Raw genomic sequence first — 25987 nt, 5'->3', positions numbered from 1 at the left:
CAGCTTACCACACTTAAGTTGTGCAATTGCAGTGAGGGCTGACGCCCTAAAAACCCATGCTTGTGCTGACGAAAACGGCCAGTTTCGCTGGCCGTTTTCGTCAGTACAAGCGAGATCCCTGGGGGACGGAAACTTACGTTTAACGCAATTCCCAGTACGATCCAGCGGGGGTTTTGGTGATCTCGATCTGGGCAGGGAAGCGGTCTTTTAATTCGTCAATATGGGTAATGACGATAATGCGACGGAAATCGTCCTGAACGCTTGTGATGGCTTCAACCATCCGTTCGCGGCCTTCGGCATCGAGGGTACCAAAGCCTTCGTCGATCACCAGGGTTTCGAGGCGTGCGCCGGCCCGATGCGCCAGAAGCCGCGAGAGGGCAATGCGGATGGCAAAATTGGCGCGCATGGCCTCGCCCCCACTAAAGGCGTCGTAGACCCGCGTTCCGAGGGCGTCGGCGAGCTTGATTTCAAGGGTTTCAACCGTGTCGCCCTTTTTGGTGTCCCGCTGCATCTCAAAGCTGAGGTGCATCTGGCCGTTGGTCATACGGGCGAGCAGGCGGTTGGCTTCGTCTTCAATTTGCGGGATCGCCGTCTCGATCAGCATCGCCTGGATACCTTTTTTGCCAAAGGCTTCGGTCAATTCGGCAAAGAGGCCCTGCCGTTCGCCGAGGGCCTGCTCGGTCATACGCTGATGAACCAGTTGTGCGGCAGCGGCTTCGGCCTGTTTGAGGTAGCCCCGCTTTTCGCCCAGATCGTGCTGGGCCACCGTCAGATCGCGACGGGCGCTGGTTACGCTTGTCTGGAATTCGACAGCACGTGCCGTGACAATGGGCAATTCACGTAACGCCTCGGCAAGCAGTGCATCCTCACCGGTCAGTTGCTCCATTTGGCTCGCATCACGCGCACGGAGTTCTTCGGTCTGCTGGCGGAGCATCGTATCACGGGCGAGCGATTCTTCGGCGACGGCGAGGCGGCGGGCGTCTTCCTCCCAATGGCGCAAGACCCGGCTCTGTTCGCGGGCGTCGTTATGGGCTTCGGGGCTATAGCCAAGGGCATCGCGCTCGTTCGTGATCTGGCGACCTTCGTGGCGTATCGCGTGAGCAAAATCGCCTTGCTCGATCTGGCGTGCGAGTTCAGCGGCCTCGGCTTCGAGCTCAGGCAGGCTCGCGAGGTCGCGGGAAAGTTCTTCGAGACTGGTATGGCGTGCGTTGATTTCCCCATGCAGGCGGCTACGAACCTGGAGTTGTTGTTCAAGCTCTTGCAACTCTTTGGCCAATTGCTGACGTTGCGCGGTCATCGCTGCCGCATCGCCGAGGGCGTGCATCGCTTGCTCGACTTCGTTGCGTTCCTGTTGGATCGCCGAGGCATAGGTGCCAGCCGTCAGTTGCGCCTCAAAGTCGGCGCATGCCTGCTGATGGGTCGTGCGCTCTTCGTGCCAGCGCTCGGCCTGGGCCACCTGCTGGGCCAGGCTCTCGGCGCGGGCTGCGGTTGTGCGCAGCTTATTCAATTGATCTTCAAGGCGTGCCACTTCGTCGCGCAGCTTTTGCATCTGGTGATCAGCGGCTGTTGCGGCCTGGCCTGCTGCCGCGTACTGCTCACGCAACAGCTTGAGTTCATCCTCGTAGTGCGTATGCACCCGCGCAAGACCCGCCGTGCCCAGGTTGCTCTGACAGACAGGGCAGACCTCGGTGCCGTCCTGTAGCATTTCCTGGGTCTTTTTCAGCTTATCGGCGGCAGTTTTGAGGCGCGTACGTTCGGCGCGCTGCTCACTCGCACGATCAGCGGCGGCCCGTTCATCCTGGCGCATCTGGCTCAGGGTTGCCTCAAGCATTGCCATCTGAGCGGCGGCCTCCTGGGCAGCAGCGAGATCGTTGCGCCAGCGCGCCTCGTCGCGCAACTGCTTGTCGAGACGCGCCACCAGGCGGGCCTGCTCATCACGTGCCCCAGTGAGGCGCTCGGTTTCGCGCACAAAGGCACTCTGCAGATCGTTGGCACGCAGTTGCAACTCGCGCAATTGATGGAGCGTAGCATCGACCGTCTCGCGCTCGGCGAGCCGGGCCTGCTTCGCCGCTTCGAGCGGGGCGAGTGCCTCAAACTCAAGCGTCAGGCGGGCAAGATCAGCCTCGAGTTCACGCTGGCGGGCGGCGCGTTGACGCAAGCCATCGCGTCGTTCCGCAGCGCGTTCGGCGCGACTCCGCAACGCATTGGTGGCCTCACGCAATTCTTGCTGCAACTCTTTCCGCCGATCCTCCAACTGTTGCCACTGCTCGCGGAGCCCATCAAGGCGTTCGACCTCATCACGAGAGGCGGCAAGTTCAGCCAGACCAGCGAGAATCGCTTCCCGCTGCGCAAGCAGCGTCTCGGCACTTTGAATAGCCGCGTGCAACCGGGTCAGCGTCGTCTCGCGCTCGTGCTGCGCAGCGCGTAGCTCTTCGAGGCGACGGAGCACCTCTTTGCGGCGTTCGGCCTCTTGTTCAAGCACACGACGACGCTCGGTCGCCCGTTGATACTCAAGCTCAACCTGTTGCACCCGTTCTTCGATAGCCTGCACGCGGCGTTCAGCATTGTCGACCTCAAGTTGCCAGAAGGGTGCTCGTTCAGCCTCAAGGCTCAACTGTTCAATGCTGCCCCTGAGCGACATCAACTGATCGGAGAGCGCACGCGCACGCTCTTTGGCACGCCCCTCAAGCACCGCATACTCGCCGAGATCAAGAATCTCGGCGAGCACCTGCTTGCGTTCGGCGGGGGTACGAGCGGTAAACTCATCAGCGCGGCCCTGCAACAAAAACGACGCATTGATAAACGTCTGGTACGACATCCGCAGCAAACCCTCGATGAGCACCTGGGTCTCGCGCACACCCGTCTCAGCGATAGGACGCCAGCCCTGGGGCCCGGCGACCTGCAGGTCAAGCTGCGTTTTGCCAGAGGTCTGCCCGCCGCGCTTCCCGGTGCCACCGCGCTGGCGACGACGGCTCACCCGATAGCGCTGTTCGCCAAGCAGAAATTCCAGCTCGACACTCATCTCGCTGCACCCCTGAGCGATCAGATCATCATCGGGCATCCGCGCCGTGCCCCAGAGCGCCCAGGTCATTGCATCGAGCAGAGTTGACTTACCGGCACCATTTTCACCAGTGAGACAAACAACGTGCAAACCATCGAAATCGAGGGCAGGCGGGCCTGCCGTCGCACCATTTGCACGATAGCACATGAAATTATTCAGAGTTAGTCGAGTTGGAATCACGTCTTTTCTGGCTTCCCCTCTGCCGTCAAGCAACGTGCGACACTTGATCCGACCTGACGGATCTCGCCGTAGCGATATGTAATGATACCACCCGTGGGGGCACGGCGGCGCCGTGCCCCCACCATGCCCCCGCCGTGCCCCCACCATGCCCCCGCCGTGCCCCCACCATGCCCCCGCCATGCCCCCGCCGTGCCCCCGCCGTGCCCCCACCATGCCCTGCCCCATCACACCTGCCCTGCCTCCTTGCGCAATGCCGTTGACGAGACATCGAGCCGAAAGAGATCCTCAGGAATCTGCGTAAAGAGATCGGCCCATTCTTCGGCAAGATGCAGATCATCCAGGGTCGCAAACCGGCCCGCACTGAGCCGCCCGGCCACCAGGAAGTGGCATCCCGCCTCGCGCACCGAGCGCAATGCTTCGGCCATGTCCAGGTCGCCACCATAGTAGCGCGGCGCAAGCAGGCGCACTGCGGTATCGTAGCCAAGAAGGAAGCTCCGCCCTGGGTAGAGTCGGGCTTTTTCGGTGAAGAGGGGCGAGCGTGATAAGACTAGGGTGGAACGCCCAATAAATTGCCTTGCCCGCCGTTCGATCTCGCTGAGCGCCAGGGCGCCTTTGTCGGCATTGACGACCGCAAGCTCAAAGCTAACCGGTAGGCCGGTTAGCCGCGTGGCGGCCACTGCCATGCCTTCGTGGCCCGCGTGCAATGGGTTGAAAGCCCCCGAGAGGATCGCCCCCTCGGGTGGCTCATCAGGCCGAACCGCTCCCGACGGCTCCATCGTCACCGTCTGGAGCGATCCGGCCAGGAGATCAGTGATAAGCGCTGTGGGCATCAGGCGTTCGTGCATAGGCATATATGTCTAGGCCGAAAGATCGGTGAGACGGGCTTCCAGCGTCGCCAGCGTCACCCGGGCCGTCGCCAAGCCCTCACGTTCCCGTTCGACAATCGCAGCCGGTGCGCGAGCAACAAAGCCCTCGTTCGCCAGTTTGGCCTCGCGGCGCGCAACATCCGCTTCGGCGGCAGCCAGTTCCTTCTGGAGACGGGCCCGCTCGGCGTCGAGATCAATCATACCAGCCAGGGGAAGGTAACACTCCACCGACCCCAGCACAATCGTTGCCGCCTGACGCGGTTTCACGTCGAGGCTCTCAACAATCGTCAGGTCATCAGCACGCACGCGACCGAGCCGCGCAATCAGTGGCCCTTGTGCCCGCAACACATCGGTCTGAGCAGCACCAGCAATAATCGCCGTTACCCATTTCGCCGCTTCAACTTTGTACTCGCTACGAGCGTTGCGAATCGCCACAATCAACTCACGCACCAGCGCCCACTGCTGCTCGGCTGCTTCATCACGCAACTCGGGCATCGGCGTTGGATACGCGGCCAGCATGACCGTACGTGGCACCTCGGTATAGTGGCTTCGGGTTGGCATCGTGCTCGTCACATATTGCCACAACTCTTCGGTGACAAAAGGCATCAACGGGTGCAACAGACGCAGCGAACCCTCGAGGATCCCATAAAGCACGATGCTCGTTGTCTGCTTGCTCGCCGCATCGTGATCCAGCTGTACCTTGGCAAGCTCGACATACCAATCGGCAAAATCACTCCAGAGGAAATCCTGAATCTGCCGCCCCGCTTCACCAAGACTGTACGCCTCAAGCAGCCGATCCACCTCGGCCACCAGACGCGCATATGCCGAAAGAATCCAGCGATCAGCGAGCGTCAACTGGGGGCGAAGCGTCGCGATCACCCGCGCAAGATCACCCTCAGCCTCGGCAAAAGGCTCACGCAACTGATCCATGTCGAGACGGCTCAACACAAAGCGCGTAATATTCCAGAGCTTGTTGGCAAAATTGCGCGCCGCCTCGATGCGCTGCGGGTTCAGGTTCAGATCCTGCCCCGGCGTGCCACTGGTCGTCAGCGTAAACCGCAACGCATCCGTTCCCTGGGTATCCATCACCTCCAATGGATTGACGGCATTGCCAAAGCTCTTCGACATCTTGCGGCCATGCTCATCGCGCACCAGGCCGTGCAGATAGATCGTATGGAATGGCTCCTGGCCCGTCAGGTAGCATCCCATCATCATCATCCGCGCCACCCAGAAGAAGATAATGTCATAGCCCGTCTCCATGACGCTGGTCGGGTAAAAGCGCTGCAAATCCGCCGTCGCCTCGGGCCAGCCAAGCGTGCTAAACGGCCAGAGCCCCGAGCTAAACCAGGTGTCGAGCACATCAGGATCTTGCACCCCATCAGCGGGCGGGGCTTCATCAGGCCCGGGCACCACAATACTGCCATCGGGCAAATACCAGACCGGAATGCGATGCCCCCACCAGAGCTGGCGACTAATGCACCAGTCCTCGATATTGTCGAGCCAGTTGAAATAGATCTTCTCAAAGCGGTCGGGGATAATGCGTGTTCGGCCTTCGCGCACACTCGCCAGGGCCAGCGCGGCGAGCGGTTTGGTACGCACGAACCATTGCTCGCTGAGGAGCGGCTCGATCACCTCGCCACCACGCTGGCTAATGCCAACACTCATACTATGTGGCTCGGTCTTGACCAGCAAGCCCTCGCGCTCAAGATCGGCCAGCATCGCCTTGCGTGCCGCAAAGCGCTCGAGGCCAGCATAGGGGCCACCCGCTTCGTTGATCGTGGCATCTTTATTCATGATGTTGATCAACGGCAACTGATGGCGCTTGCCCACCTCATAGTCATTCTTATCGTGGGCTGGCGTAATCTTCACCGCCCCCGAGCCGAACTCCTTATCCACATAGTGATCGGCAATGATCGGGATCGTCCTGCCCAACGCCGGCAGCAGCACCTCGCGCCCAATCAGCGCCGCATAGCGCTCGTCGTCAGGCGCCACCGCGACCGCCGTATCACCGAGGATCGTCTCGGGTCGCGTCGTCGCGACCGTAATCCACTCGACCGCACCCGCGGCCCACGTTCCACTGCCCCAGGCCCCCTGCGGTGCCGACCACTCAGATGAGAGCACAGGATAGCGCACATACCAGATCGACACATTGCGCTGCTCGTACTCGACCTCAAGATCGCTCACCGCCGTCTGCAGCGCAGGCGACCAGTTGACCAGATAGGTATCACGGTAGATCAAGCCATCGTCATAGAGCCGCTTGAAGGCCGTATGTACCGCATACGAAAGGCCCTCGTCAAGCGTAAAGCGCTCACGCGTCCAATCGCAAGAAGCCCCAAGCCGCCGCAGTTGCTGACTGATCTCGCCGCCATAGCGCGCTTTCCACGCCCAGGTACGCCGCAAAAACTCCTCGCGGCCAACCTCCTGACGCGACGTGCCCTCACTCCGCAACAATTTCTCAACCTGGCTCTGCGTCGCAATCCCGGCATGATCCACCCCCGGAATCCAGAGCGTCTGATGCCCTTGCATCCGCCGCCAGCGGATCATCAGATCCTCGATCGTCACAAACATCGCGTGACCAAGGTGCAACTCACCGGTCACATTGGGCGGCGGAATCGCAATCACAAACGGCGGGCCGGGCGCATCATCGCGGGGCGCAAAAAAACCACCCTGCTCCCACCAGGCATAGAGTCGTTGCTCGACCTGCTGGTGTTCATAGGCTTTGGCCATCTCGGTAGGACGTTGCGGGGCACTCGCCTGGGCTTCCTGGGTCATAAACGCTTCCTCAATCAATGCTGCATCCGAAACTATGAGCCTGCACTATTATACACAGAGAACAGACTTGCTTCGCCCCGTTCATACAAGACAGATCGAGGCGCAAAGGCTTGATATACCTCTATACGGAGCTTTGCGCCTTTGCGCCTTTGCGTCAAAACTCTCTCAGCGTCGCTTGAGCGCGGCCTGCAAGAGTCGCCAGAGCGACCGGTGACGCGGCATCACCTCAAAGACCTTGCCCGAAACCCCGTCCGTCTTCGCAGAAGCCATCTTGAGCGCGAGCAGTGCCGTCTCTTCGGTGGTTGTGCCAAAGATCTCTTTAATCCGGGGAAACGCCTGCAGGGCCTCGGCAGCCTCGCCAAGCGCCTCCCATTCATTCGTCATATCGGTAGGCACAATGCCGGGGGCAAGCACATTAAAAGAGAGCCCCGACTGCTTGGCATGCTCGCGGGCCATACTTTCGGTCAAACGCACCACCCCGGCCTTGGAAACACTGTAGGCACCGAGAAAACGCTGCGCTCGCCTGAAGCCGCCCCCAGTGACATTGATCACCTTGCCATAGTTGCGTTCGAGCATATGCGGCAACACCGTCACACACCCATAATAGGTGCCCATCAAGTTCACCTGAATGACCCGCTCCCAATCAGCTTGCGGCACATCAAGCGTGCGGCCAAATGGCCCCGAGATGGCCGCATTATTCACCCAGATATCAACCTGGCGATACATCGAGAGCGCATGGACAAAGAGTTGCTCGACCTGCTTGCGTTCCGCGACATCGCACGCCATCCCGGTCGCATCAATTCCTTCGGCCCGTAACTGCTCGACCGTCGCCGCAACCGCTTCGGGGCGTGACGAAGAGACCACCACCCGAGCACCAGCCGTGCCAAAACATTCAGCCATTGCCCGCCCGATGCCGCGCGTGCTGCCGGTAATCACGGCCACCCGACCACGTAGAGAAATCGTTTTTCGCCCCATCACAGACTCCAGGCATAGAGAGAATTACGTACCGGTTTCTTTGCGCGGACGAATAATAAGGGTTTCGCCCTGCCGCGACGCTCGGATCGCGGTAATGCCACGCAACCCTTCTGGCATCAGCAAGTGACGACGATATGGTCCGGCACGAATAATAAGTTCATCACCACTCAACGTCAGCCCGAGCAGTTCGCGGGGGAGACCGGGGAGATCCAATGCAACCTGCGGATCAGGCAGCCCGGTCAGACGAATGGGGGCCGCTGGGGGGGCGCCAGGCAAGGGCGAGTCACCATTATACAGACGACTCCCCAGGGTCATCAGGGCCGCAAGATTATCGGGGGTTCCGAAGATCGGCAGGCCATACACCGGGCGGCCCTGCCAAATGGTACCGGCCTCTTGGATGACCGCTTGCTGTTCGGCCGCCATTGGTTCCAGTTCAGCGACGCCAGTCGGCATCAGCGGTGCAGCCACCAGCGACTCGACCGCCAATCCAAAGAGTTGCAACGCCGGAATATTGAGCCGCGCCTCGGCCAACCCTGAACGATCAGGCGGCAAAACATAGCGCACCCGCGAAAACTGGGAACTGACCATCTCGTCGCGCAAGCGCTCGAGTTGTACCCGTGCATCCTGGATCCGCCCAAGCCAGTCAGTTGAAATCGGTAAAAGCGCCGTAGGGATGATCGCCCGCGCCACCGATGCGCTCGAACGCCCTGGCCCACGATCCAACCCGATCAACAAACGCACAAACCAGCGAAAGGTGTCCGGTGCCCCCAGCGACCGTAGCAACGTCTCGGGAGGGCCGGCATCCGCACAAACCACATCATAGTCGTTCTTATACTTCTGGAGACCGGTGACAGCGAGAAAGAGATCACTCCCAGGAATAACCGGGAGCTCATCACCGGTGATCGTCGGATTTCCCCCCGAACGAATAGCCCCCCAGACTTTGCTGAGATCTTCCAACGGATCAATACACCAGAGATCAAGGTTTGGGCCAAGTGGGTGTGGTTCCACAGCGGAAGTAACCCCCAACAGCGAGGCAACTGGATGTGCCGGGCCGACGCTGGCAAGCAGCACCCGTGAGCCAGCCTGCGCCGCCGCTGCAGCCGTGACTGCCGCAGCGCGCGCGGTGACTCCGACGGGTCCAGTAAAAATTAGTGTTTGCATGCATTCCCTCTGGGCCAGAAAACAATCGCTACTCGGCAAGTGTAGCATACTTGTCGATCCTTCAGGCTGCTATAATACGTGCAGAGGCGCGGCAGCGCAGCCTGTGAACAACTTCATCACATCACGAACATAGCTGGCCGCAGCAACCAGCACCTAGTGTGCGGCCTCAGGATACCCGTCTATTGTATCAGGTCATACGAGCCTATCTGACAGGAGGCATACATTGACAGCTTCATTGGATCACCAGTCCCTTGGCACCTTTCTTGACACCCTCGCCTCACGCGCCCCAACCCCTGGCGGGGGTAGCGTTGCGGCACTCAATGGGGCGATGGCCGCTGGTTTGATCAGCATGGTCTGCGCCCTCACTATTGGCAAAGCACAGTACGCCGCAATTGAAGAAGATCTACGTGGTATCCACGACCGGGCCGAGACCCTACGGCGTGAATTGCAACACCTCGCCGATCAGGATATCGAGGCCTTCGAACGCCTCTCGGTGGCCTATCGTTTGCCCCGTACCACCGAGGCCGACGCAGCGGTGCGCCGAGCCGCCATCCAGCAAGTCACCCGTCAGGCCGCCGAAATCCCTTTGCGCACAGCCCAGGCTGCGGCAGCCCTCATCCCGCTCTGCACCTCCCTGGCCCCACAAGTTGGGCGCCTGATTGTCAGCGATATCGGGGTCGCCATCCTGATTACCAAAGCGACGATCCAAAGCGCGATCCTCAATGTCGAGATTAACCTTGCGGGGCTCGACGACCAGCAGTATGTGCGCGAAACACGGGCAAGCATTGAAGACCTTGTGGCGAACCTCAATGAAAAGACCGAGGAGATTGTCGCAATTGTGCGCGATCGCATCAATGGATAAGGATACGGCATGACACCCATCATTCTGGATGGACGCAGCCTGGCGCAAGAATTGCGTCAGGAGGCAGAATTGGAACTTGTCGAACTGCGACAGCGCCTCGGTCGCCCCGCCGGTATGGCTGTTATTCAGGTCGGTAATGATCCTGCCTCATCACGGTACGTCCGTACGATTAGCAAACTCTGTCATACCCTGGGCGCTTCGTTCCGCCTCGAACAACTCGCCGCCGACGCCCCACAAGACGATCTCCTCCGGGTTATTGCGGCCCTGAATAGTGCCGATGAAGTGGACGGCATCATGATCCAGATGCCGCTCCCGCCTCATCTTGATACCACCAGCGCAATCCTGGCCCTTGATTACCGCAAAGATGTAGACGGCGTCCATCCGATCAATGCCGGTCTCCTCGCGCAGGGTCGCCCCGGCATTGTGCCCAATACCCCCGCTGGGGGCATGGAACTGCTGCGGCGCAATGGTATTGAACTACGCGGTAAACGCGCTGCCATGGTTGGACGCAGCCCTGTGGTTGGGCGACCGATGGCCCAGTTGTTGACTACCGCTGATGCCACCGTCACCATCTGCCATTCCCGTACCGCCAACCTTGGGGACGTCTTGCGTACCTGCGAGATCGTCTGTGTTGCCGCAGGACGCCCCCGCTTGATCACCGCCGAGATGATCAGCCCCGGTACCGTCGTCGTTGACTTTGGCACGAATGTTGATGCAGAGGGTCAGTTGATTGGTGATGTTGATTTTGCTGGTGTCGCTGAACGCGCACGCGCGATTACACCCGTACCCGGTGGCACCGGTCCCGTGACCAACAGTATGTTGATCAAAAATATCATCACGGCGGCCCGTACACGGCTGGTGCAATAGTGAAGATCCTGGTACTTGGATCCGATGGACGCGCCCATGCTCTGGTCTGGAAACTCTTTCACCATACCAGCGCCGACATCCTGGTTGCGCCAGGAAATGGTGGATCATCCTTGCTCGCGCCTGTGGTCGAGCTTGATGCTACCAATGCCGTCGCGATCGCCCGCTGGGCTTTTAGCGAGCAGATCGACCTCATCGTGCCAGCCGATACGACGGCCCTGGCAGCCGGTCTGGTTGATGAGGTTGTCGCGATGCATATCGGGGTGTGTGGTCCGGCACTACGGGCAACTCGTCTCGAAACAAGCCGTTGCTTTGCCCGTGCATTTCTCGAACGCCACGGGTTACCCCTCGCCCCTGGGCGCGTCTGTGAGGATCTGGCAACAGCCGAAAAATATCTGGCCGCCCACGCACTGCCGGTTGTGATCAGAGCCGATCAACCCGAAGATAGCGATGGCGTCTATACCGAGCGCTACCCGGCGCTCGAAGGCCTCCGGGCAAGCTATGCCAATCGCCCGGTTGCTGGGCCAGAGGCCGGGGTCGTCATTGAAAGCTATCTGCCCGGGCCAACCTTCAGTTTTGCGGTACTCACCGACGGCAGCACCGCCTTGCCCCTCTTGCCCGTCCATACCTATGATCGCCTCGGGCCAGAACCAGCAAGCCCGCATGCCCCGGGGATGGGGGCCGCAACCGGCAATTCCGCCTATGCCCAGAAACTCGGACACTTCCTCCACACCCGCATCATGCAACCATTGGTTGCCGCCCTCACCCGTGACCAGATCCCCTACTGGGGCTTTCTTGGCATCGATGGAATTATTACCCAGAAGGGACCTGTCATCACCGGTCTTCGCTGCAGCCTGCGTGATATGGAAGCCCAGGCCGTTTTGCCACGCCTCGAAGACGATCTCGAACCACTGATCGAGGCAACCATTGCCCGTCGCCTCGACCAGATTGCCCCACTCCACTGGAAAGACGAAGCAAGTGTCGCCCTCGCCCTTGTGACAATGGGCTACCCTCATCACTACTCACCCGGCGCACCCATCACCGGGCTGAGCGAGCTTGATGAAGGCATCCTCGTCTTTCATGACCAGACCCGACACCCCGCCGGTCTGCAGTATGCCCCCACTCAGCCCCACCGCGGCCTCGGAACCTTATTCACTGGCAATAATTCTGGTTCCAGCGGACGACCAACGATCACCGGGGGGCATGTTCTTACCGTCGTCGCGATGGGGGCCACCCTGGCTGGTGCCCGGGGACGCGCCTTGCTCAACGCCGAACGCATCACCTTTCCGGGACGCACCTATCGTGAAGATATCGGCCTCCATCTTTTTCAGGCTTGACTCTCATGACGCAGTGTGTTATACTCTGTTTATAACGCAGTGCGTTAAAGTCTGCAAACGAAAAATGAGTGTGGTATGATACCACATAACAGGTTGCAGGGCTTGTTTATAGACACACAAGATTGAGAGGAAAATCATGACCGTAACACCTGATGAGGTCGAGGTTAACGTTCGCGAAATCGAAGAGCAGCCCGAAGCTGAAAAGCCGATGGTGCCAATCTTTGACGTTGTTCGCCGCATGATCATGGCGGGCTTTGGGGCCTTTGCGCTCACACGTGACGAAGCCGAGCAATTCCTGAACCGCCTGGTTGAGCGGGGGGAGATCGCGCAGAAAGATGCGCAGCATCTGATCGAAGAGACGGTGGGTAAATTCCGTCAGGTCGCGCAAACACCAACCGTGCAGGTCGAAAACAGCGTACAGAACCTGTCCACCCAGATGGAAACGGGCCTCGAGCAGATGCTGAACCGGATGAATATCCCTTCCAAGCGCGATATTGACGAACTGAGCGCCAAGATCGCCCAACTCGCCGCTCGCGTCGAGGAACTCCGCCGTGCGGATCCGGCCCCGGCAGCCAACAAGCCCCGTGCAGGCAAGACTGCTGATGGCAAAGCTGACGAATAGTCCTGTCATTCCCCCTGCGCTGATGAGCGCAGCAGGTCGATACAATTCGACTTGCTGCGCTCATCTGTATCGTCAACGCTGAAGCGCACGAATTGACACAGCGTGTTATAATAGACGTACCGCGCTGAAAGAGATCCGAGTGCTATGAATGTGATAAAGAAATACGCGAATCGCAAACTCTACCATACCAACCGCAAGCAGTATATTACGCTTGATGGCATTGCCAAGTTGGTACAAGAGGGCGAGCCTGTCCGGGTACTTGATAATGAGACGGGCGAAGATATTACTGCGGTCATTCTGGCCCAAGTGGTGCTTCAGTCGCGTGGGCGCAATGGCACCCAACTGCCCACCCAACTCTTAACCGGGTTGATCCAGGTTGGCGGCGATACGATCTCTAGTTTGCGACGTTCACTCGCAACGTCGCTCGGCGGGGCCGAAGTTATTGATGGCGAAATTGAACGTCGGATTGATTATTTGGTGGTTACAGGGTCGTTGACCGCCGAAGAAAGTCAGCGCTGGCGATATTTGTTGACCGGAAGTCATTTCAATCAACCTGCCGAAAATACCATTGATGCCATGCCGAGCCGCAATGACGTGGCTCGCTTACACGAACAGGTTGATGCGCTCTCTCTGATTATTGAGCAGTTAGCAAATCAACGCGAGCACGAGGTCTAAGTCGTTTGGGTAATCGCCTGGTGCGGCCCAGAGCCGTACCTACATTCCTAGATGGGGCATCTATGCAACGCAGCAAGACCGCCCTTGTGCTGGCGGGTGGTGGAGTCGCAGGGGCAGCGTACGAAATTGGTGCGATGTGCGCAATTGATCAACTCCTTGATCAAGTGTCGGTGAATGAGTTCGATATCTATGTTGGTACCAGTGCCGGTGGGCTGATCGCGTCTTGTCTCGCGAATAATATCTCCCCTCGCACTCTTCTTTCGGTTCTCAATAGTTCGCTGCTTGGCATTGACCAACTCGCACCGCAGCATCTCTTTTCACTCGATGTGCCGGGGATGTTCAAGCGGATCCAGCGGTTGCCTGGGGCTGTCGGTACGATGCTTCGCCGTATGCTGGCTGAAGGTGAAACCTTTACGCTGCTCGATACGGTTGAGTATCTCGCCTCTGGCTTGCCAACCGGGCTCTATGATACGCATATGCTCGAAAAGTATCTGCGCTCCGCTCTCTCGCAGCCAGGTCGAAGCAATCGCTTTGCCGATCTCCCCCATCAACTCGCGATTGTGGCGACCGATCTCGATACCGGTGAACGTGCGGTCTTTGGCAAACCACCCCTGCACGATATCCCGATCTCGCAGGCGGTCTGTGCTTCTGCGGCGATCCCCCTTTTCTATCGTCCTGTCTTGATCAACAATCACTACTATATTGATGGGGGTATTCGTGGTACCGCGAGCCTTGATGTCGCCATCGAGTCAGGTGCCGAGTTGATCGTTTGTATCAACCCAATGGTGCCGTTTGACAACCACAACCATAAACCCGGTGCCGGGCTCAATGATGAGGGCATTCACCGCGTGGGGAGCCAGGTCTTCCGCACCTTCATCCACGCCGGTCTTCATTACCATATGAAACAGGTGCGCCGTCGCCATCCTGAGGTCGATATTGTGCTGATCGAGCCGACCCGTGATGACCAGGTGATGTTTGGCGATAGCACGATGCGCTATCATACCCGCCTGAAGATCGCGCAACACGGCTATGAAACGGTCGCGCGCCACCTCAACGAGCACTACACCTACTACAAGGCAATGATGGGACGCCACGGGGTGCAGATCAGCAATAAACGCATTACCCACGATTTGCGCAATCTTGCCTCAGTGGGCAATGATGTGCGCAATGTCCACGCCGCCCTCGCCGCCGATGGGTCACTCCATAGCGCTCCGGCCGGGCTGGCCCATACCCTCGCTGAACTCGACCGCCTCATTACGCGCCTCGAACAACAACGCCAGAATGGCTTCCATCACGCTGCTCGGCCTGCCCATCAGGTCAGGTAATGCCGCTCGACGCGAAGAGGACACAAAGAACCGGCTAGCGGCGCTAGCCGGTTCTTTGTGTCCTCTTCGGGCCACGTCCTAGCTAACGCTTGCGCAAGAGCAGCATCCCCCCCGCAACGATCAACAACACCGGGAAGATCAAGGACATGTTGATCCCCAGTTGCTCAAGGAAGATCAAGCTCCCAATGCCCAGCAAAATGATCCCGAGTAAACGCCAGCTGCGTTTGCGCCGTGGCCCCCCCTCGATCACCAGATCGGTACCATAGGGCCGGGCAGGATCGGCGCCGACCGGAGCATGAGGATCAAGCATCTGGCCTGTATATGGGTCAAAACGGTAGACCGGTGCATCAGGTGCAGCCGCAAAACCGGCATCACCCCCGAGCCGCGTCTGGACTCCCTCCTGGCGTTGCCCAACCAGAACCTCACGCGCTATGGTGCCTTGAACCTGTTGCTGCTCATCAAGGTAGCCATAAGTTGATGAAGCCTGGTGCTGCTTCTTTGCGACCGTAGCTGCTGCGCCCCTGGGCATAATCACCCACAGGACAAGATAGATCGGGAGGCCAAAGCCACTCGTCAGCGTCACGACCACAAACAGTAACCGGACGATCACCGGGTCAATAGCAAAGTATTCAGCGAGACCACCGCAGACCCCCGCCACCATCGACTCGCTGGTGCTACGGGTAAGGCGCGCTTGCATGGGTTGCTCCTTCTCAGATCACAAGGCGGTCAATTCGCCGCTTCTATCCCTTTGACGGTGATCTAGTCACAATTGTTGCACCAGAGTGACGGTACATGTCACACGAGTCTTCTATACTGCATACAAAGCCCCACGAAAAGGAGTTTTCATCAATGTCATCACAGGCTCGCAAATCGTGGCCCACGCTCACCACCGGGCACCCCTTCAACTGGCTTAGCAAGCAACTCTTGCTTGTACCCGAAGCGGTGCTCTTGCTCGTGGTGCTGCTCTTCCACGTCCTGCTTAACGGTAGCCTGCTCACTGCCTTGATCGGCCTTGCCCTCATGCTCTATCTTGCGCTCCGCCTCAGTCTCTTGGGGATGGCGCGACAGGCCATCACGACAGCCAGCTATGCACGCGCCGAACAGGTGCTCGCATGGCTGCTGCGCCTCTATCCATACTCGGCCGATGCGTATGCCTTGCAGGGGGCTACCTTGCTGGCACGAGGCCAGAGCGAAGCCGCGATCATGGCCTTTCAGAGGGCGATCGCCCTCTTTCCTGCGCATCCCGAATTGCACGCAACGCTGAGTGCCGCGCTCCTCGATACTGGGCTCTTCCACGAAGCACGCCAGGCGGCAACCCAGGCCCTTGAGCTTGATCCACGTTCGGCAAGTGCCTACCTGCAACTCGCCGGAATCGAGGAACAACTGGGCAAACCCGTCGCAACCATCGAAATGCTCTTGCGCTCAGGGCTGGCCGTGCATCCAGCGCCTCCCGATGAAGCCGCGTTGCGCTGTGCGCTGATAGGTCTCTTGCTCAATCAGCAGCGCAGCCACGAGGCGAGACACATGCTCACCATGATTGAACCCTTGCTGCCAGCCTGTCCTGCCCCGCAACGTGCCGATATCCATTTCTATCTTGGGACGCTGCTCAACGCCATTGACGCGCCCGAGCAGGCCCGCCTCCATTTCGAGCAGAGTACGCAGCTCGACCCGCGTGGTCGTCACGCTGCCGATGCCTGGCGCGCAAGCAAGCGGTAAGCGCATACGCCCTGCGGTCCCAAAAACCATCACTGCGTATGCGCCATATGCTCAGGGTACTAGTTCGAACGGGCTGAAATCGAGGGGAGTGCGATTGACCCACGCACCATTGACCTTTTCCCAGACCTGATAATCAAGGTGCGGACCCGACGACATCCCAGTTGAGCCCATCGTGCCAATAAGATCGCCTCGGGCAACAGTCTGCCCGTTGCTCACCGTAAAGGTAGCCAGATGAGCATATCCCGTGCGATACGCATCGTTGACGATCCAGACATGATTACCAGCCGGATAACTATTTGGCGTGACGGTGACAACCCCGTCGTGGGTTGCGTAAATCGGATGGTTCCAACTACCCTGGGGATCAGCCATGCCATTACCGGTACTGTCGATCGCCAGATCAATTGCCCCCCAGATATGCGCCGGGGCATGAGAGCCAATGCCATACCCTTGCGTCATCACCGTACTGGTTGCCCGCAGCGGGTTGCCATAAGGACGTTGTGCGTCTGGTTGACCGCGCCCCTGCTGAGGTTCAGCGACTGCGCGTAGGCTATTGCCGTTGGCCGCAACCATTGCATTCGTCATGGCTGCCGGGGCAAGGCCTTGCCAACGCGTATACTGCACTGGTTCGTCGTCAGTGCGCAACCACAACGCCAGAATGCCAAGCGAGACCACAAATAAGAAGATCAACGGGCGTCGCCGGCTCTGAGCATAGTGGGCACCCATAGCTACTGTACCCCCTGGGTACGCCAGCGATCAACGAGATTCTGGACGACGTTGACATAGCCGTTGACATCATTTTCAAAGGAAGGTGCATAGACAGGAATAATATCAGCGACCGTTTGATGACCTCGCCCTTGCAGATACTCAACATCAATCAGACGGTACCAATCGGCAATGCCATCGTTCCACGAAGGATAATCACGAAACCGACCATAACAGGTTGGATACCCGGCGCAGATAATATTGCCAACATTATGCGTCGTTGAGCCATCAGGCTTGAGCCCGGCCCAACCCTGAGCGGTCCCAGCACCGCTCTCGTGAATGAAAAAGGCAACCGCAAAAGCCGGATCAATGCCACGCTGCTGCCCCAGATGAAACCATACTTCACCCGTGCCCGTAGCTGGTGAACCGTACGAAGCCAGGATGGCGTCAATTTGCTGTGGTGTCAGGCTCGGCGCGGCACGCAAGGCATAATCACCCGGAGGACGAACATCACTCAGAAAGACTGAACTGAGGCTATTAGCAACCTGCGGCTGCCCCTCAGAAAATACTTGTGTGCTCCAATTGCTGATCAAACCACCGTTACCATCAGGACGCATCAGCACCAGCACCAGCAAGCTGAGCAGGGCCACACCCCCAAGGATGATCCACTGCTTGAAACCACTGATTGATGGAGCAGAAGGCAGTGACGCAAGATGCATCCCCGTCCGAAAATGTGAGCGAGCCGTCTGATGTTCAAAGCGGATCGCCTCTTCGGTAAGCTCATCAAGACGCTGCTGCGAACGCAGCAGCGGTTCGCTTGCCTCTGCATACGCTTCACTGTCGCCAGGCAGTTCGTCGAGTGGGGTAGGACGTAGACGTGTGGGTAACGGCAGATCATCGCCTTCAAGCCAATCAATCGAAGAACGACGCATCCGTTGCACCGGTGGTGAAGCAAGAGGAGTCACCCTCGACGTACTGCGACGTCTGACTGGATCTTCGTCAAACCTGTTCACAGCTCCTGCTCCTGCATCATTTTTTGCTGCTCTTCTAGTGTTGGGAGACGGAAACCTTCGGCACGATTCAGGTAGATCATGTGCTCATTCCGTACCGTGGCGAGGAGGTCAAGGCGACCATCACGATCAATATCATATAGCGATAATATCACAGGCGTCAAATCTTCGCGTGCCCCAAAGAGGTACGGGCCAGGTAAGCTCTGCATATGCGTCGCATCTCCTCCTGGTAACGCTAGAATGACAACCTGACGATCAAGATTCAACCCGATGAACCGGGTTGGCCGACCGGCATCTTCCGCCGGATGCCCAACAAAACCTTCAAGATGGGTGGTACGAGGATGACCATAACGCACATCATCAAGCCGCTCGCCCGCCCACCCAACGGCCGCATCAATAACGACGTAACTTGCCATAGCGACAAGCAGGAGGGTGACAATATAGGCAACAATGTTGATGCTGCCTGGCAAACGTCTGACGGCGGTAGAATTGTTGCGGCCGATCTGTTCGCGTGTTGCTGCCATAGAGGCTCCCCGCTTTCCTCATACCACGGCTGGTAATCTTCAAGTTAAGAACTTTTGTTCTATAAAGATGATAGACATATGATATCAGAACAGAAGTTCGATGTCAAGTAGATCGATCGAGGATCGCCATGGTTTCAACATGCGGGGTATGGGGAAACATATCGTAGCCCTGCATGCGTTCCACCCGATAGCGGCGCGTGAGCAACTGCAAATCCTCGATCTGGGTCAGCGGATTACAGGAGACATAGACAATGCGTGCCGGGGCAAGGCGCAGCAGTTCGGCACATACATCAGGCCCCAGGCCCGTACGCGGCGGGTCGGCGACAACAAGGTCGAGGCGCGACGCCTCTGATGATTGCAAAAAGGGCAAAACCTCCTGGGCAAAAGCCTGTACATTCGTGACGCCGTGCGCTTCGGCATTCCGCGCCGCCAGCGCCGCACTCTCTTCGACAGCCTCGACACACATCACAGTGGCCGCGTGGGGGGCCAAGTGCAAGGCAAGTGTGCCAACCCCACCATAGAGATCGCCAACCGTGGGCAGAGCTTGCCCAGGCACAGCCGCAGCAATAACGGCGTCACGCACATCATCAAGCAGCCGTTCGAGCAAATGGACATTGTTTTGAAAAAAGGTATTCGGGCCAATCGCCAGTTCCGTCGCGCCGGCGCGCATCAAGAGGGTCTCGCTGCCCCAGCTACGTACCGGTGTGCCAAACGAGAGATCGGTTCGACTCGCATTGAGCAACCAGTGAAAGCCAACCACCCCTCGCTGCGCCAGGGCAACCTGGGCTAGCGCGTGCATTGCCGGTTCGTATTGCGGCCCTTCAGCCGTCACGACCGCGAGCAACAACGTATCAGAGGGGCTACGCCGGACAACAACGTAACGCAAAAAACCCTCGTGCGTACGCAGATTGTAGTCGGGCAAGCCAAGTTCAGTCGCACTCATCCAGACCGCTTTGGCCGCAGCAAAGGCGGCAGGAGGGATCAGGTGACATGTCTCAAGTTCAACAACATAGTTGAATTTGCCACGCGCACGCAGACCAAAACGGCCCTTGGTGGCAACATAATCCATCCGTGTACGGTACGCATATGGGTCGGGTGACGCCACAACCTCAAGTGGTTGCGCAGGCAAGCAAGGTGCGAGTTGTTCCGCCGATGCAAAGAGCCTGTTCAACGCCTCGGCTTTGGCCGCCACCTGGTCGCTATACCGACGATCCTGGAAGGCACAGCCACCGCACGTCGTTGTATGAGGGCAACGCGGCTCTTGCGCTTCACCTGCTCGTGCGAGGCTTGTCACCAGTGACCGAAACTCTTTGGCACGCATGCGCATCATCTCCTATTCGGCATACCCTTCGTCTTCAACGACACGGCGCATACGGGCCAGTAGCTGTGTCCGGCGCACGGCATCAAGCGTCGCCCGTTCAAGCGGTTCGTAGCACCAGGTTGTGTCAGCGCACGCCAGCGAGCCGCGTTCCAGATCAAGACGGACAAGACGTGCTTCGGTCAGCATCGTGCTTGCCTCGGGAAGGGCAAGGATCGGGAGCCCATAGATGTTCGCCATTGCGGCAACCTCGGGGTCAACCGCTGCACAGATCACTGCGGCAAACCCGACGGACTGCAGGGCAATGACCGCCATCTCGTGACCTTGCCCGGCTTTCATCATGCCCGTAACCACCAGCACATCACCCTCAACCACCCGTTCCGTCAGGCCCGGATCGACCGCAGCGAGACAATGCGCGGCAAGTAAGGCCGGATCACCACTGGCTGCAGTCGCATGATCAATAATCTGGTGCGGCCACAGATCCCCCTGGACACAACGGGCATAGCCGGTGAGAACCATGGCGCCTCAATTGAGCGGCAGTGCATTCATGCGCTCGTCGAGCACACGACGCACGGCATCAAGCTCAGCCGGCAACTCAATGGGCGGATTCGCATACTGGCCGACAACATCACGCAGGGTATGTTCGTGATAATCCACCTTGAAACGGCTAAACTTCAGACCGTGGGCCGTTGAGACAACCACAACCTGATCGGCGGGGTGGATAATGCCCCGATCAATGAGCTTAATTGTTGCCGCAAGCGCAACCCCCGTATGCGGGCACGCATATGCCCCGGTGCGGTCGGCCCGTGCTGCCGCATCAGCCAACTCTTGCTCGCTCGCCTGTTCGACAATGCCATTGAAGCGTTGGAGCATCGTAATCGCCCGGTTAATGCTGATCGGGTCGCCGATCTGGATCGCCGAAGCGGCCGTCGGACGGGCCGTGATCGGCTCATAGCGCCAATCATTGCAGAAGGCCCGATAGAGCGGATTGGCATGCTCGGCCTGGGCGCAGACAATGCGGGGCAATCTGGTGATCAAACCCAACTCATACATCAGCAACAGGCCCTTGCCGAGGGCAAAGGTATTGCCAAGATTGCCACCGGGAATGACAATCCAATCGGGAACCTGCCAATCAAACTGCTGCACAATTTCGATCCCAACCGTCTTCTGCCCTTCCACGCGCAACGAATTGAGTGAGTTAGCTAGATAAATGCCACTATTCGGATCGGCTGTCACGTCGCGCACAATGCGCATACAGCCATCAAAGTCAGTATCCAACGAAAGCACCGTCGCGCCGTGGGCAATCGGTTGCACCAATTGCGCCACACTGACTTTGCCCTTGGGCAGAAAGACGATCGTCGGAATACCCGCCGCCGCCCCGTAGGCCGCAAGCGCCGCCGAGGTATCACCCGTCGAAGCGCAGGCAATCGCACGGATCGGTTTGCCTTCACTCATCATCTGGCGCACCACGCTGACAAGCACGGTCATGCCGAGATCTTTGAAACTACCGGTATGACTATTGCCACACATCTTGATCCAGAGATTTTCGACCCCGATCTCGCGCCCGAAACGCTCAGCCCAGAAGAGGTTTGTGCCACCCTCAAACATGCTCACGATATTTTCATCGTCAACGGTTGGGCAGACCCACTCCTTTTTCCCCCACACCCCAGAACCAAACGGCCACGTCGTCCGCATCCAGCGCCCCTCAAAGAGGCGCCGCCACTCATCAGCACTCCGCTGGCGCAAGGCATCGAGATCATGGCGCACTTCGAGCAACCCACCGGAACGTGAATAGTAGACAACCTCGGTCAGGGGATAGCGCTCATCCGGGTCATCCTGGGCAGCAAACCAGGCACTATACGGGGTCATAATCGTCCACCTGAGGCACTTGAATACGCGGCAAGCTTCTGTGCAAACATTCGAAACGTTGCACACCTGGGCATGTATTATACCATTCCTTATCCTTCACCTGCGACGAAACAGGGTACAATGACTCAAGGGAAAACCTGTCGATCGTCCACCTCAACAACTCGGGAGTTTGATCATGATTGAGGCCTATCAACTAAGCAAGCAGTTTGGCGGCTTCCACGCAGTACGTAGTATTGATCTTGAGGTGCATCCCGGTGAACTACTTGCCCTGCTCGGACCAAATGGGGCGGGCAAGACCACGACCGTGCGCATGCTCGGGGCCATTCTGCGCCCGTCGAGCGGGTACGCCCGGATCTGCGGCCTCGATGTCGTCGCACAAGCGCAGACGGTGCGTGGCAAAGTCGGCCTTCTCACCGAATATCCGGGTCTCTATGGGCGCATGGCGGCCCTCGAGTATCTCGATTTTTTTGGCGGCTTACTCGGGCTCGATCCACGTCAACGCAGTGCGCGCGCCAATCTCCTGTTGCAACAGTTTGGTCTATGGGAAGCCCGCCACCGGCGTCTGGACGGCTATTCCAAAGGCATGAAGCAAAAGATTGCCCTCGTCCGTGCCTTGATCCACGATCCGCCGGTGCTCTTTCTCGATGAACCAACGACCGCCATGGATCCGCAGAGCGCCCGCACCGTGCGCGATGCCATCGGTGAGTTGCGCCAGGCTGACCGCTCGATCCTGTTGACGACGCACAATCTGGCCGAGGCCGAAACGCTGGCTGACCGCGTTGCGATCATTCGTGGCGGGCAAATCATTGCGCTCGGCACCTTTGCCGAATTGAGCCGCCAGTTGCTCGGCGAGCCGCTCTTCGAACTGGTCTTCGCTGCGCCATACACAGGTGCCGAGGCCGAACCGCTGCTCACTGATCTCGTCACTGTCGAAGACACCAACGAAACACGTCTGCGCTTCCGTACCGCCGCGCCCACCCAGGTCAATCCGGTCATCCTGAGCCGCCTGACTGCACGCGGGATGCCCGTCGTGGCTCTTGCTGAAGTGACCCGTAGCCTTGAGGATGTCTATTTGCGTATCGTCGCCGATGATTCTTCGTTTGGCCGCACCATACCCGAAGCGACTGAAACGATCATGGCCAACTTAAATCCAGAGCTTGACTCGGCAAAGCTATGAAGACCAACCATATGCTCGCTATTACGCGACGTGAAGTGCGCGAAACCCTGGGCGATTGGCGCGTCGTCTTACCGATGCTGCTCTTGACCCTGATTTTGCCCCAGTTGCTCGTCGCAGCCTCATCGCAGGTCATCCGTTTTGTTGACGATCCCGATCTCGCTGAACGCCTCGTGCCTTTTGCCGCCCTGCTGGTCGGGTTTGTCCCTGCAAGCTTTTCGTTAATTACGGCGCTCGAGTCCTTTGTTGGGGAACGTGAACGCAATACGCTCGAGTCGCTGCTTGCGATGCCCCTCTCGGACAATGAACTCTACCTCGGCAAGCTTGCTTCGTCACTCCTGACGCCGCTGCTTTCGAGTTTGATCGCAATGCTGATCTTTGTTGGCCTGTTACTTGGCTTTCGCCCCGATCTCTATTTTGGCTCAATGGATCTGTCGCGCCTGCTCTTGCTGGTGCTCCTGATTACCTGTATGGCCGTGGTAATGGTAACCGGCGCCGTCGTGATTTCGTCACACATCACGACCGTGCGTGCGGCCAACTTGATGTCGAGTTTTATCCTCATCCCAATGGTGGGGATTATGCAGATTGCAGCCTTTCTGATCATCAACGGTCGGTGGACTGAGTTGTGGCTGGTTGCCGCCGCCCTAGTTGTCCTCGGCGCACTGTTGATTCGCATCGGTATGCGTACCTTCAGCCGCGAAGAACTCCTTTCACGTGAGCATCTCCAGGGCCAGATCAGCTGGAATATACCCATGCCAGCCTGGTGGAGAGAACGCCGATCACAGCGCAAGGCACATCAAACCAGGTGGTCGCAATCGGCAGTCTGGTTGATTGCCCGACGTGAACTGAACGAGGTCATCACCGACTGGCGCGTGCTTATTCCTCTCTTCACCTTGATTTTCGGGTTACCACTGGGGTTGCTGGCTGGGGTAAATCTGGCCCTCGACTTTGTTGAGGGCGAAGGAAATATCGCTCGCCTGGTTCCTTTTGTTGGCCTGCTCGTCGGATTTGTTCCCGCCAGTTTTGCCCTCATTACGGCCATCGAGTCCTTTGTCGGCGAACGCGAACGCAATAGTCTCGAGTCGCTCCTGGCAATGCCCGTCTCGGATCGTGAACTCTACCTGGGCAAGTTGATCGCCGCCTTGATCGTGCCCCTCGTTGGCAGCCTGACCGCCATGTTCACCTTTCTCGCGGCCATCCGCCTTGTCTTTCCGCGGCTCTACCTGGTGGGTATGCAGCCCGAGACACTGCCCCTGCTGATCCTGATGATTAGTGTGGTGAACCTGCTGATGGTTGCCGGGGCCGTGGTGATTTCGACCAATACGAGCAGCATCCGGGCCGCCACGCTACTCGCTTCGGCTGTCCTGGTGCCCACCGCCGTGGTGATCCAGCTTCAAGTCCTGCTCTTCATTGCCCAACGCTACGATGTGCTCTGGTATGTGCTCGCCGGTCTCTTTGTGGTTGCGCTCGCCTTTATCCGCAGTGGCATGGCCGGTTTTAATCGCGAGGAGATCCTCTCGCGTGAACATGATGACCTCAATCCAAGCCACATTGCGGCGACCTTGCGCAGCTTCTTCCGCGAGCACCAGCCTGCTGGGGTTCCCGTAACAGCGTATCACGGGTTGGCCTTTTCACCACGCCGGTTTTATCGGTACGAATTTCCGGCCCTCTTGCGCGAGTTGCGCTTGCCCATCCTGGCCGTGCTCCTTGTCTCCATCGGTGGAACCTGGCTGGGGCTCAACCTTGCGCCCTCCATCTTCAATGTTAATATCCAAAACCAACTTGGCAATCCTCCGCCTCCCTCGTTCTCGTTGGCAGCGTTTGTCCTTGCCAACAATCTGCGCGTCTCGGTACTCTCCAATATCTTTTCGGTGATCAGTTTCGGCATCTTTGCCCTGATGGTGCCCGGCGTGGCGTTTGGTCAGATCGGCTTTTTTGCCGGTCAACTGGCTCGCGAAGGCGGCGACTGGCTGGCGCTCGGCAATGACAGCCCGTTGCAGTTTCTGCTAGCGTATGTGGTGCCCCACGGGATCATCGAATTGCCCACGTTTATCCTCAGCGCCGCCCTGGGCCTGCGGATTGGCGCGGCTTTGCTTTCGCCGCCGCCTGGGTTTAGCCCCGCCGATAATCTGCTCTGGGCCCTGGCAAATTTCGCCAAAGTCTGGATGCTCGTGCTCGTGCCGCTGATTGCACTTTCGGCGCTCGTCGAAGGGCTGATCACACCACGCATCGTGCTGATGCTCTATGGGGGCTAGGGCGATTGCATCTTCCGCCAATGCACCCCGCCAATGCACCCGCAAGGGCACCCGCAAGGGGTGCCCCTACACCGGATTCGGGCCCCGCCCCGGTACGGGCACCCCTTGCGGGTGCCCCGTTGTATCCGATTTCGTATGATGCAATCGCCCTACTATGGAGGCTGAGTCAGCTTGCCCTAGTTACACTGAGAAACGCCCGTATAGCGGGCGCTTCTCAGTGTAACCACTAAAGTTTGGAGGCGTGGCCCTCAGTCGATCCTTATTCAAGTACCATAATGGGAATAACCCGCCCGTCAGTGTTGTTCTGATACGACGCATAGCCAGCATAGAGGGCAACTGCTCGCTTCCAGAGGTGGTCGCGCTCTTCGCCTTCGACTTGGCGCGCCCGATAGGTTGTGGTGCGTCCGGCAATATGTACCTGGCACGCGGGGTTGGCCTTGAGATTGTGGTACCAGGCCGGATGTTTCGTTGAGCCGTAGTTCGAGGCGATCAGCACAATCCGTTCGCCATCACGCAGATAGACCAGCGGAACCGTACGCGGTTCACCACTGCGTGCCCCCGTGGTCGTCAGCATCAGCGTTGGAATGAAAAAATCAAGAAAGAGGATCTGTCCTCCACTGGCTTGATAAAAAAGATGGTCAAGCGGTTGGATCACCTTGCGAACAACTTCGACCCCGATCGTTGACCCAAGAAAGCTCACAGCACTTTCTCTCATCTGT

General features: G+C 58.6%; 22 protein-coding genes. 9 read left to right on the top strand and 13 right to left on the bottom strand.

The window, feature by feature from the left end:
- Positions 1 to 139: 139 nt before the first annotated feature.
- The 5 genes from EYB53_RS09595 to EYB53_RS09575 all read right to left on the bottom strand — a co-directional run bounded on the left by EYB53_RS09595 (position 140) and on the right by EYB53_RS09575 (position 9015).
- Positions 140 to 3388: an AAA family ATPase gene (locus EYB53_RS09595; protein ID WP_256439694.1), complete on the bottom strand. Its 3249-nt coding sequence runs from the start codon at positions 3386 to 3388 to the stop codon at positions 140 to 142.
- Between the two features lie 77 nt (positions 3389 to 3465).
- Positions 3466 to 4071, bottom strand: a complete 606-nt coding sequence (locus EYB53_RS09590) for a hypothetical protein (protein WP_254150995.1) — start codon at positions 4069 to 4071, stop codon at positions 3466 to 3468.
- A 27-nt stretch (positions 4072 to 4098) separates the two neighbouring features.
- Positions 4099 to 6879, bottom strand: coding sequence for a valine--tRNA ligase (locus EYB53_RS09585; RefSeq protein WP_135477967.1), 2781 nt, complete (start codon positions 6877 to 6879; stop codon positions 4099 to 4101).
- Positions 6880 to 7044: 165 nt separating this feature from the next.
- The gene (locus EYB53_RS09580) at positions 7045 to 7854 is read right to left on the bottom strand and encodes an SDR family NAD(P)-dependent oxidoreductase (RefSeq protein WP_135477966.1); all 810 of its coding nucleotides are present in this window, start codon (positions 7852 to 7854) and stop codon (positions 7045 to 7047) included.
- Positions 7855 to 7878: 24 nt separating this feature from the next.
- The gene (locus EYB53_RS09575) at positions 7879 to 9015 is read right to left on the bottom strand and encodes an ArsA family ATPase (RefSeq protein WP_167857326.1); all 1137 of its coding nucleotides are present in this window, start codon (positions 9013 to 9015) and stop codon (positions 7879 to 7881) included.
- A gap of 223 nt (positions 9016 to 9238) precedes the next feature.
- Here EYB53_RS09575 and EYB53_RS09570 point away from each other — a divergent pair, with 223 nt between their 5' ends.
- The 6 genes from EYB53_RS09570 to EYB53_RS09545 all read left to right on the top strand — a co-directional run bounded on the left by EYB53_RS09570 (position 9239) and on the right by EYB53_RS09545 (position 14700).
- Positions 9239 to 9877, top strand: a complete 639-nt coding sequence (locus EYB53_RS09570) for a cyclodeaminase/cyclohydrolase family protein (protein WP_135477964.1) — start codon at positions 9239 to 9241, stop codon at positions 9875 to 9877.
- Between the two features lie 9 nt (positions 9878 to 9886).
- Positions 9887 to 10744: a bifunctional 5,10-methylenetetrahydrofolate dehydrogenase/5,10-methenyltetrahydrofolate cyclohydrolase gene (locus tag EYB53_RS09565; RefSeq protein WP_135477963.1), complete on the top strand. Its 858-nt coding sequence runs from the start codon at positions 9887 to 9889 to the stop codon at positions 10742 to 10744.
- Complete coding sequence (locus EYB53_RS09560) at positions 10744 to 12078, top strand: phosphoribosylamine--glycine ligase (RefSeq protein ID WP_135477962.1); 1335 nt, start codon at positions 10744 to 10746, stop codon at positions 12076 to 12078. Before EYB53_RS09565 ends, EYB53_RS09560 begins: the two co-directional genes overlap by 1 nt.
- Positions 12079 to 12214: 136 nt before the next feature.
- Complete coding sequence (locus tag EYB53_RS09555) at positions 12215 to 12700, top strand: phasin family protein (RefSeq protein WP_135477961.1); 486 nt, start codon at positions 12215 to 12217, stop codon at positions 12698 to 12700.
- Between the two features lie 144 nt (positions 12701 to 12844).
- Positions 12845 to 13375, top strand: a complete 531-nt coding sequence (locus EYB53_RS09550) for a polyhydroxyalkanoate synthesis regulator DNA-binding domain-containing protein (protein WP_135477960.1) — start codon at positions 12845 to 12847, stop codon at positions 13373 to 13375.
- Positions 13376 to 13437: 62 nt separating this feature from the next.
- Positions 13438 to 14700 (top strand): patatin-like phospholipase family protein, encoded by a 1263-nt coding sequence (locus EYB53_RS09545; RefSeq protein WP_135477959.1) that lies wholly within the window; start codon positions 13438 to 13440, stop codon positions 14698 to 14700.
- 82 nt (positions 14701 to 14782) lie between these two features.
- Here EYB53_RS09545 and EYB53_RS09540 read toward each other — a convergent pair whose 3' ends face one another.
- Positions 14783 to 15397, bottom strand: a complete 615-nt coding sequence (locus tag EYB53_RS09540; protein ID WP_135477958.1) for a PspC domain-containing protein — start codon at positions 15395 to 15397, stop codon at positions 14783 to 14785.
- A gap of 152 nt (positions 15398 to 15549) precedes the next feature.
- Between EYB53_RS09540 and EYB53_RS09535 the strand changes: the two genes are divergently transcribed.
- A complete protein-coding gene (locus tag EYB53_RS09535) occupies positions 15550 to 16416 on the top strand; it encodes a tetratricopeptide repeat protein (RefSeq protein ID WP_167857325.1) in 867 nt (288 codons plus the stop codon).
- Between the two features lie 51 nt (positions 16417 to 16467).
- Here EYB53_RS09535 and EYB53_RS09530 read toward each other — a convergent pair whose 3' ends face one another.
- From EYB53_RS09530 to thrC, 6 genes are all read right to left on the bottom strand, one after another.
- Positions 16468 to 17139, bottom strand: a complete 672-nt coding sequence (locus EYB53_RS09530) for a M23 family metallopeptidase (RefSeq protein ID WP_135477956.1) — start codon at positions 17137 to 17139, stop codon at positions 16468 to 16470.
- Positions 17140 to 17141: 2 nt separating this feature from the next.
- A complete protein-coding gene (locus EYB53_RS26585; RefSeq protein ID WP_371879092.1) occupies positions 17142 to 18131 on the bottom strand; it encodes a glucosaminidase domain-containing protein in 990 nt (329 codons plus the stop codon).
- Positions 18128 to 18652, bottom strand: coding sequence for a hypothetical protein (locus EYB53_RS09520; RefSeq protein ID WP_135477955.1), 525 nt, complete (start codon positions 18650 to 18652; stop codon positions 18128 to 18130). The genes EYB53_RS26585 and EYB53_RS09520 overlap by 4 nt, the downstream gene beginning before the upstream one ends.
- A 103-nt stretch (positions 18653 to 18755) precedes the next feature.
- Entirely contained in the window at positions 18756 to 19973 is a 1218-nt protein-coding gene (rlmD, locus tag EYB53_RS09515) for a 23S rRNA (uracil(1939)-C(5))-methyltransferase RlmD (RefSeq protein WP_135477954.1), read from the bottom strand.
- Between the two features lie 12 nt (positions 19974 to 19985).
- Positions 19986 to 20489: a 3-isopropylmalate dehydratase small subunit gene (locus EYB53_RS09510; RefSeq protein ID WP_135477953.1), complete on the bottom strand. Its 504-nt coding sequence runs from the start codon at positions 20487 to 20489 to the stop codon at positions 19986 to 19988.
- A 6-nt stretch (positions 20490 to 20495) separates the two neighbouring features.
- The gene (gene thrC, locus EYB53_RS09505) at positions 20496 to 21839 is read right to left on the bottom strand and encodes a threonine synthase (protein ID WP_135477952.1); all 1344 of its coding nucleotides are present in this window, start codon (positions 21837 to 21839) and stop codon (positions 20496 to 20498) included.
- 175 nt (positions 21840 to 22014) lie between these two features.
- Here thrC and EYB53_RS09500 point away from each other — a divergent pair, with 175 nt between their 5' ends.
- Together EYB53_RS09500 and EYB53_RS09490 are read left to right on the top strand one after the other, a co-directional pair.
- A complete protein-coding gene (locus tag EYB53_RS09500; RefSeq protein ID WP_135477951.1) occupies positions 22015 to 23016 on the top strand; it encodes an ABC transporter ATP-binding protein in 1002 nt (333 codons plus the stop codon).
- An 11-nt stretch (positions 23017 to 23027) separates the two neighbouring features.
- Positions 23028 to 25268 (top strand): stage II sporulation protein M, encoded by a 2241-nt coding sequence (locus EYB53_RS09490; RefSeq protein WP_254150994.1) that lies wholly within the window; start codon positions 23028 to 23030, stop codon positions 25266 to 25268.
- Between the two features lie 259 nt (positions 25269 to 25527).
- Here EYB53_RS09490 and EYB53_RS09485 read toward each other — a convergent pair whose 3' ends face one another.
- Positions 25528 to 25968, bottom strand: a complete 441-nt coding sequence (locus EYB53_RS09485) for a nitroreductase family deazaflavin-dependent oxidoreductase (RefSeq protein ID WP_209949604.1) — start codon at positions 25966 to 25968, stop codon at positions 25528 to 25530.
- Between the last annotated feature and the right edge of the window lie 19 nt (positions 25969 to 25987).

Origin of the sequence: Candidatus Chloroploca mongolica (genome assembly GCF_004762035.2) — a bacterium.
GTDB classification, from domain to species: Bacteria; Chloroflexota; Chloroflexia; order Chloroflexales; family Chloroflexaceae; genus Chloroploca; species Chloroploca mongolica.
Note: the sequence above shows the minus strand (reverse complement) of the source record. Positions and strands in the feature narration are given on the sequence as shown.

Coding starts and splice junctions, on each gene's coding strand:
- EYB53_RS09530 (WP_135477956.1), bottom strand. CDS start 17,139: ATGGGTGCCCACTATGCTCAGAGCCGGCGACGCCCGTTGATCTTCTTA.
- rlmD (WP_135477954.1), bottom strand. CDS start 19,973: ATGCGTGCCAAAGAGTTTCGGTCACTGGTGACAAGCCTCGCACGAGCA.
- EYB53_RS09540 (WP_135477958.1), bottom strand. CDS start 15,397: ATGCAAGCGCGCCTTACCCGTAGCACCAGCGAGTCGATGGTGGCGGGG.
- EYB53_RS09595 (WP_256439694.1), bottom strand. CDS start 3,388: ATGGTGGGGGCACGGCGGGGGCATGGTGGGGGCACGGCGCCGCCGTGC.
- EYB53_RS09545 (WP_135477959.1), top strand. CDS start 13,438: ATGCAACGCAGCAAGACCGCCCTTGTGCTGGCGGGTGGTGGAGTCGCA.
- EYB53_RS09520 (WP_135477955.1), bottom strand. CDS start 18,652: ATGGCAGCAACACGCGAACAGATCGGCCGCAACAATTCTACCGCCGTC.
- EYB53_RS09585 (WP_135477967.1), bottom strand. CDS start 6,879: ATGACCCAGGAAGCCCAGGCGAGTGCCCCGCAACGTCCTACCGAGATG.
- EYB53_RS09555 (WP_135477961.1), top strand. CDS start 12,215: ATGACCGTAACACCTGATGAGGTCGAGGTTAACGTTCGCGAAATCGAA.
- thrC (WP_135477952.1), bottom strand. CDS start 21,839: ATGACCCCGTATAGTGCCTGGTTTGCTGCCCAGGATGACCCGGATGAG.
- EYB53_RS09580 (WP_135477966.1), bottom strand. CDS start 7,854: ATGGGGCGAAAAACGATTTCTCTACGTGGTCGGGTGGCCGTGATTACC.
- EYB53_RS09535 (WP_167857325.1), top strand. CDS start 15,550: ATGTCATCACAGGCTCGCAAATCGTGGCCCACGCTCACCACCGGGCAC.
- EYB53_RS09590 (WP_254150995.1), bottom strand. CDS start 4,071: ATGCCCACAGCGCTTATCACTGATCTCCTGGCCGGATCGCTCCAGACG.
- EYB53_RS09500 (WP_135477951.1), top strand. CDS start 22,015: ATGATTGAGGCCTATCAACTAAGCAAGCAGTTTGGCGGCTTCCACGCA.
- EYB53_RS09490 (WP_254150994.1), top strand. CDS start 23,028: ATGCTCGCTATTACGCGACGTGAAGTGCGCGAAACCCTGGGCGATTGG.
- EYB53_RS09510 (WP_135477953.1), bottom strand. CDS start 20,489: ATGGTTCTCACCGGCTATGCCCGTTGTGTCCAGGGGGATCTGTGGCCG.
- EYB53_RS09565 (WP_135477963.1), top strand. CDS start 9,887: ATGACACCCATCATTCTGGATGGACGCAGCCTGGCGCAAGAATTGCGT.
- EYB53_RS09575 (WP_167857326.1), bottom strand. CDS start 9,015: ATGCAAACACTAATTTTTACTGGACCCGTCGGAGTCACCGCGCGCGCT.
- EYB53_RS09550 (WP_135477960.1), top strand. CDS start 12,845: ATGAATGTGATAAAGAAATACGCGAATCGCAAACTCTACCATACCAAC.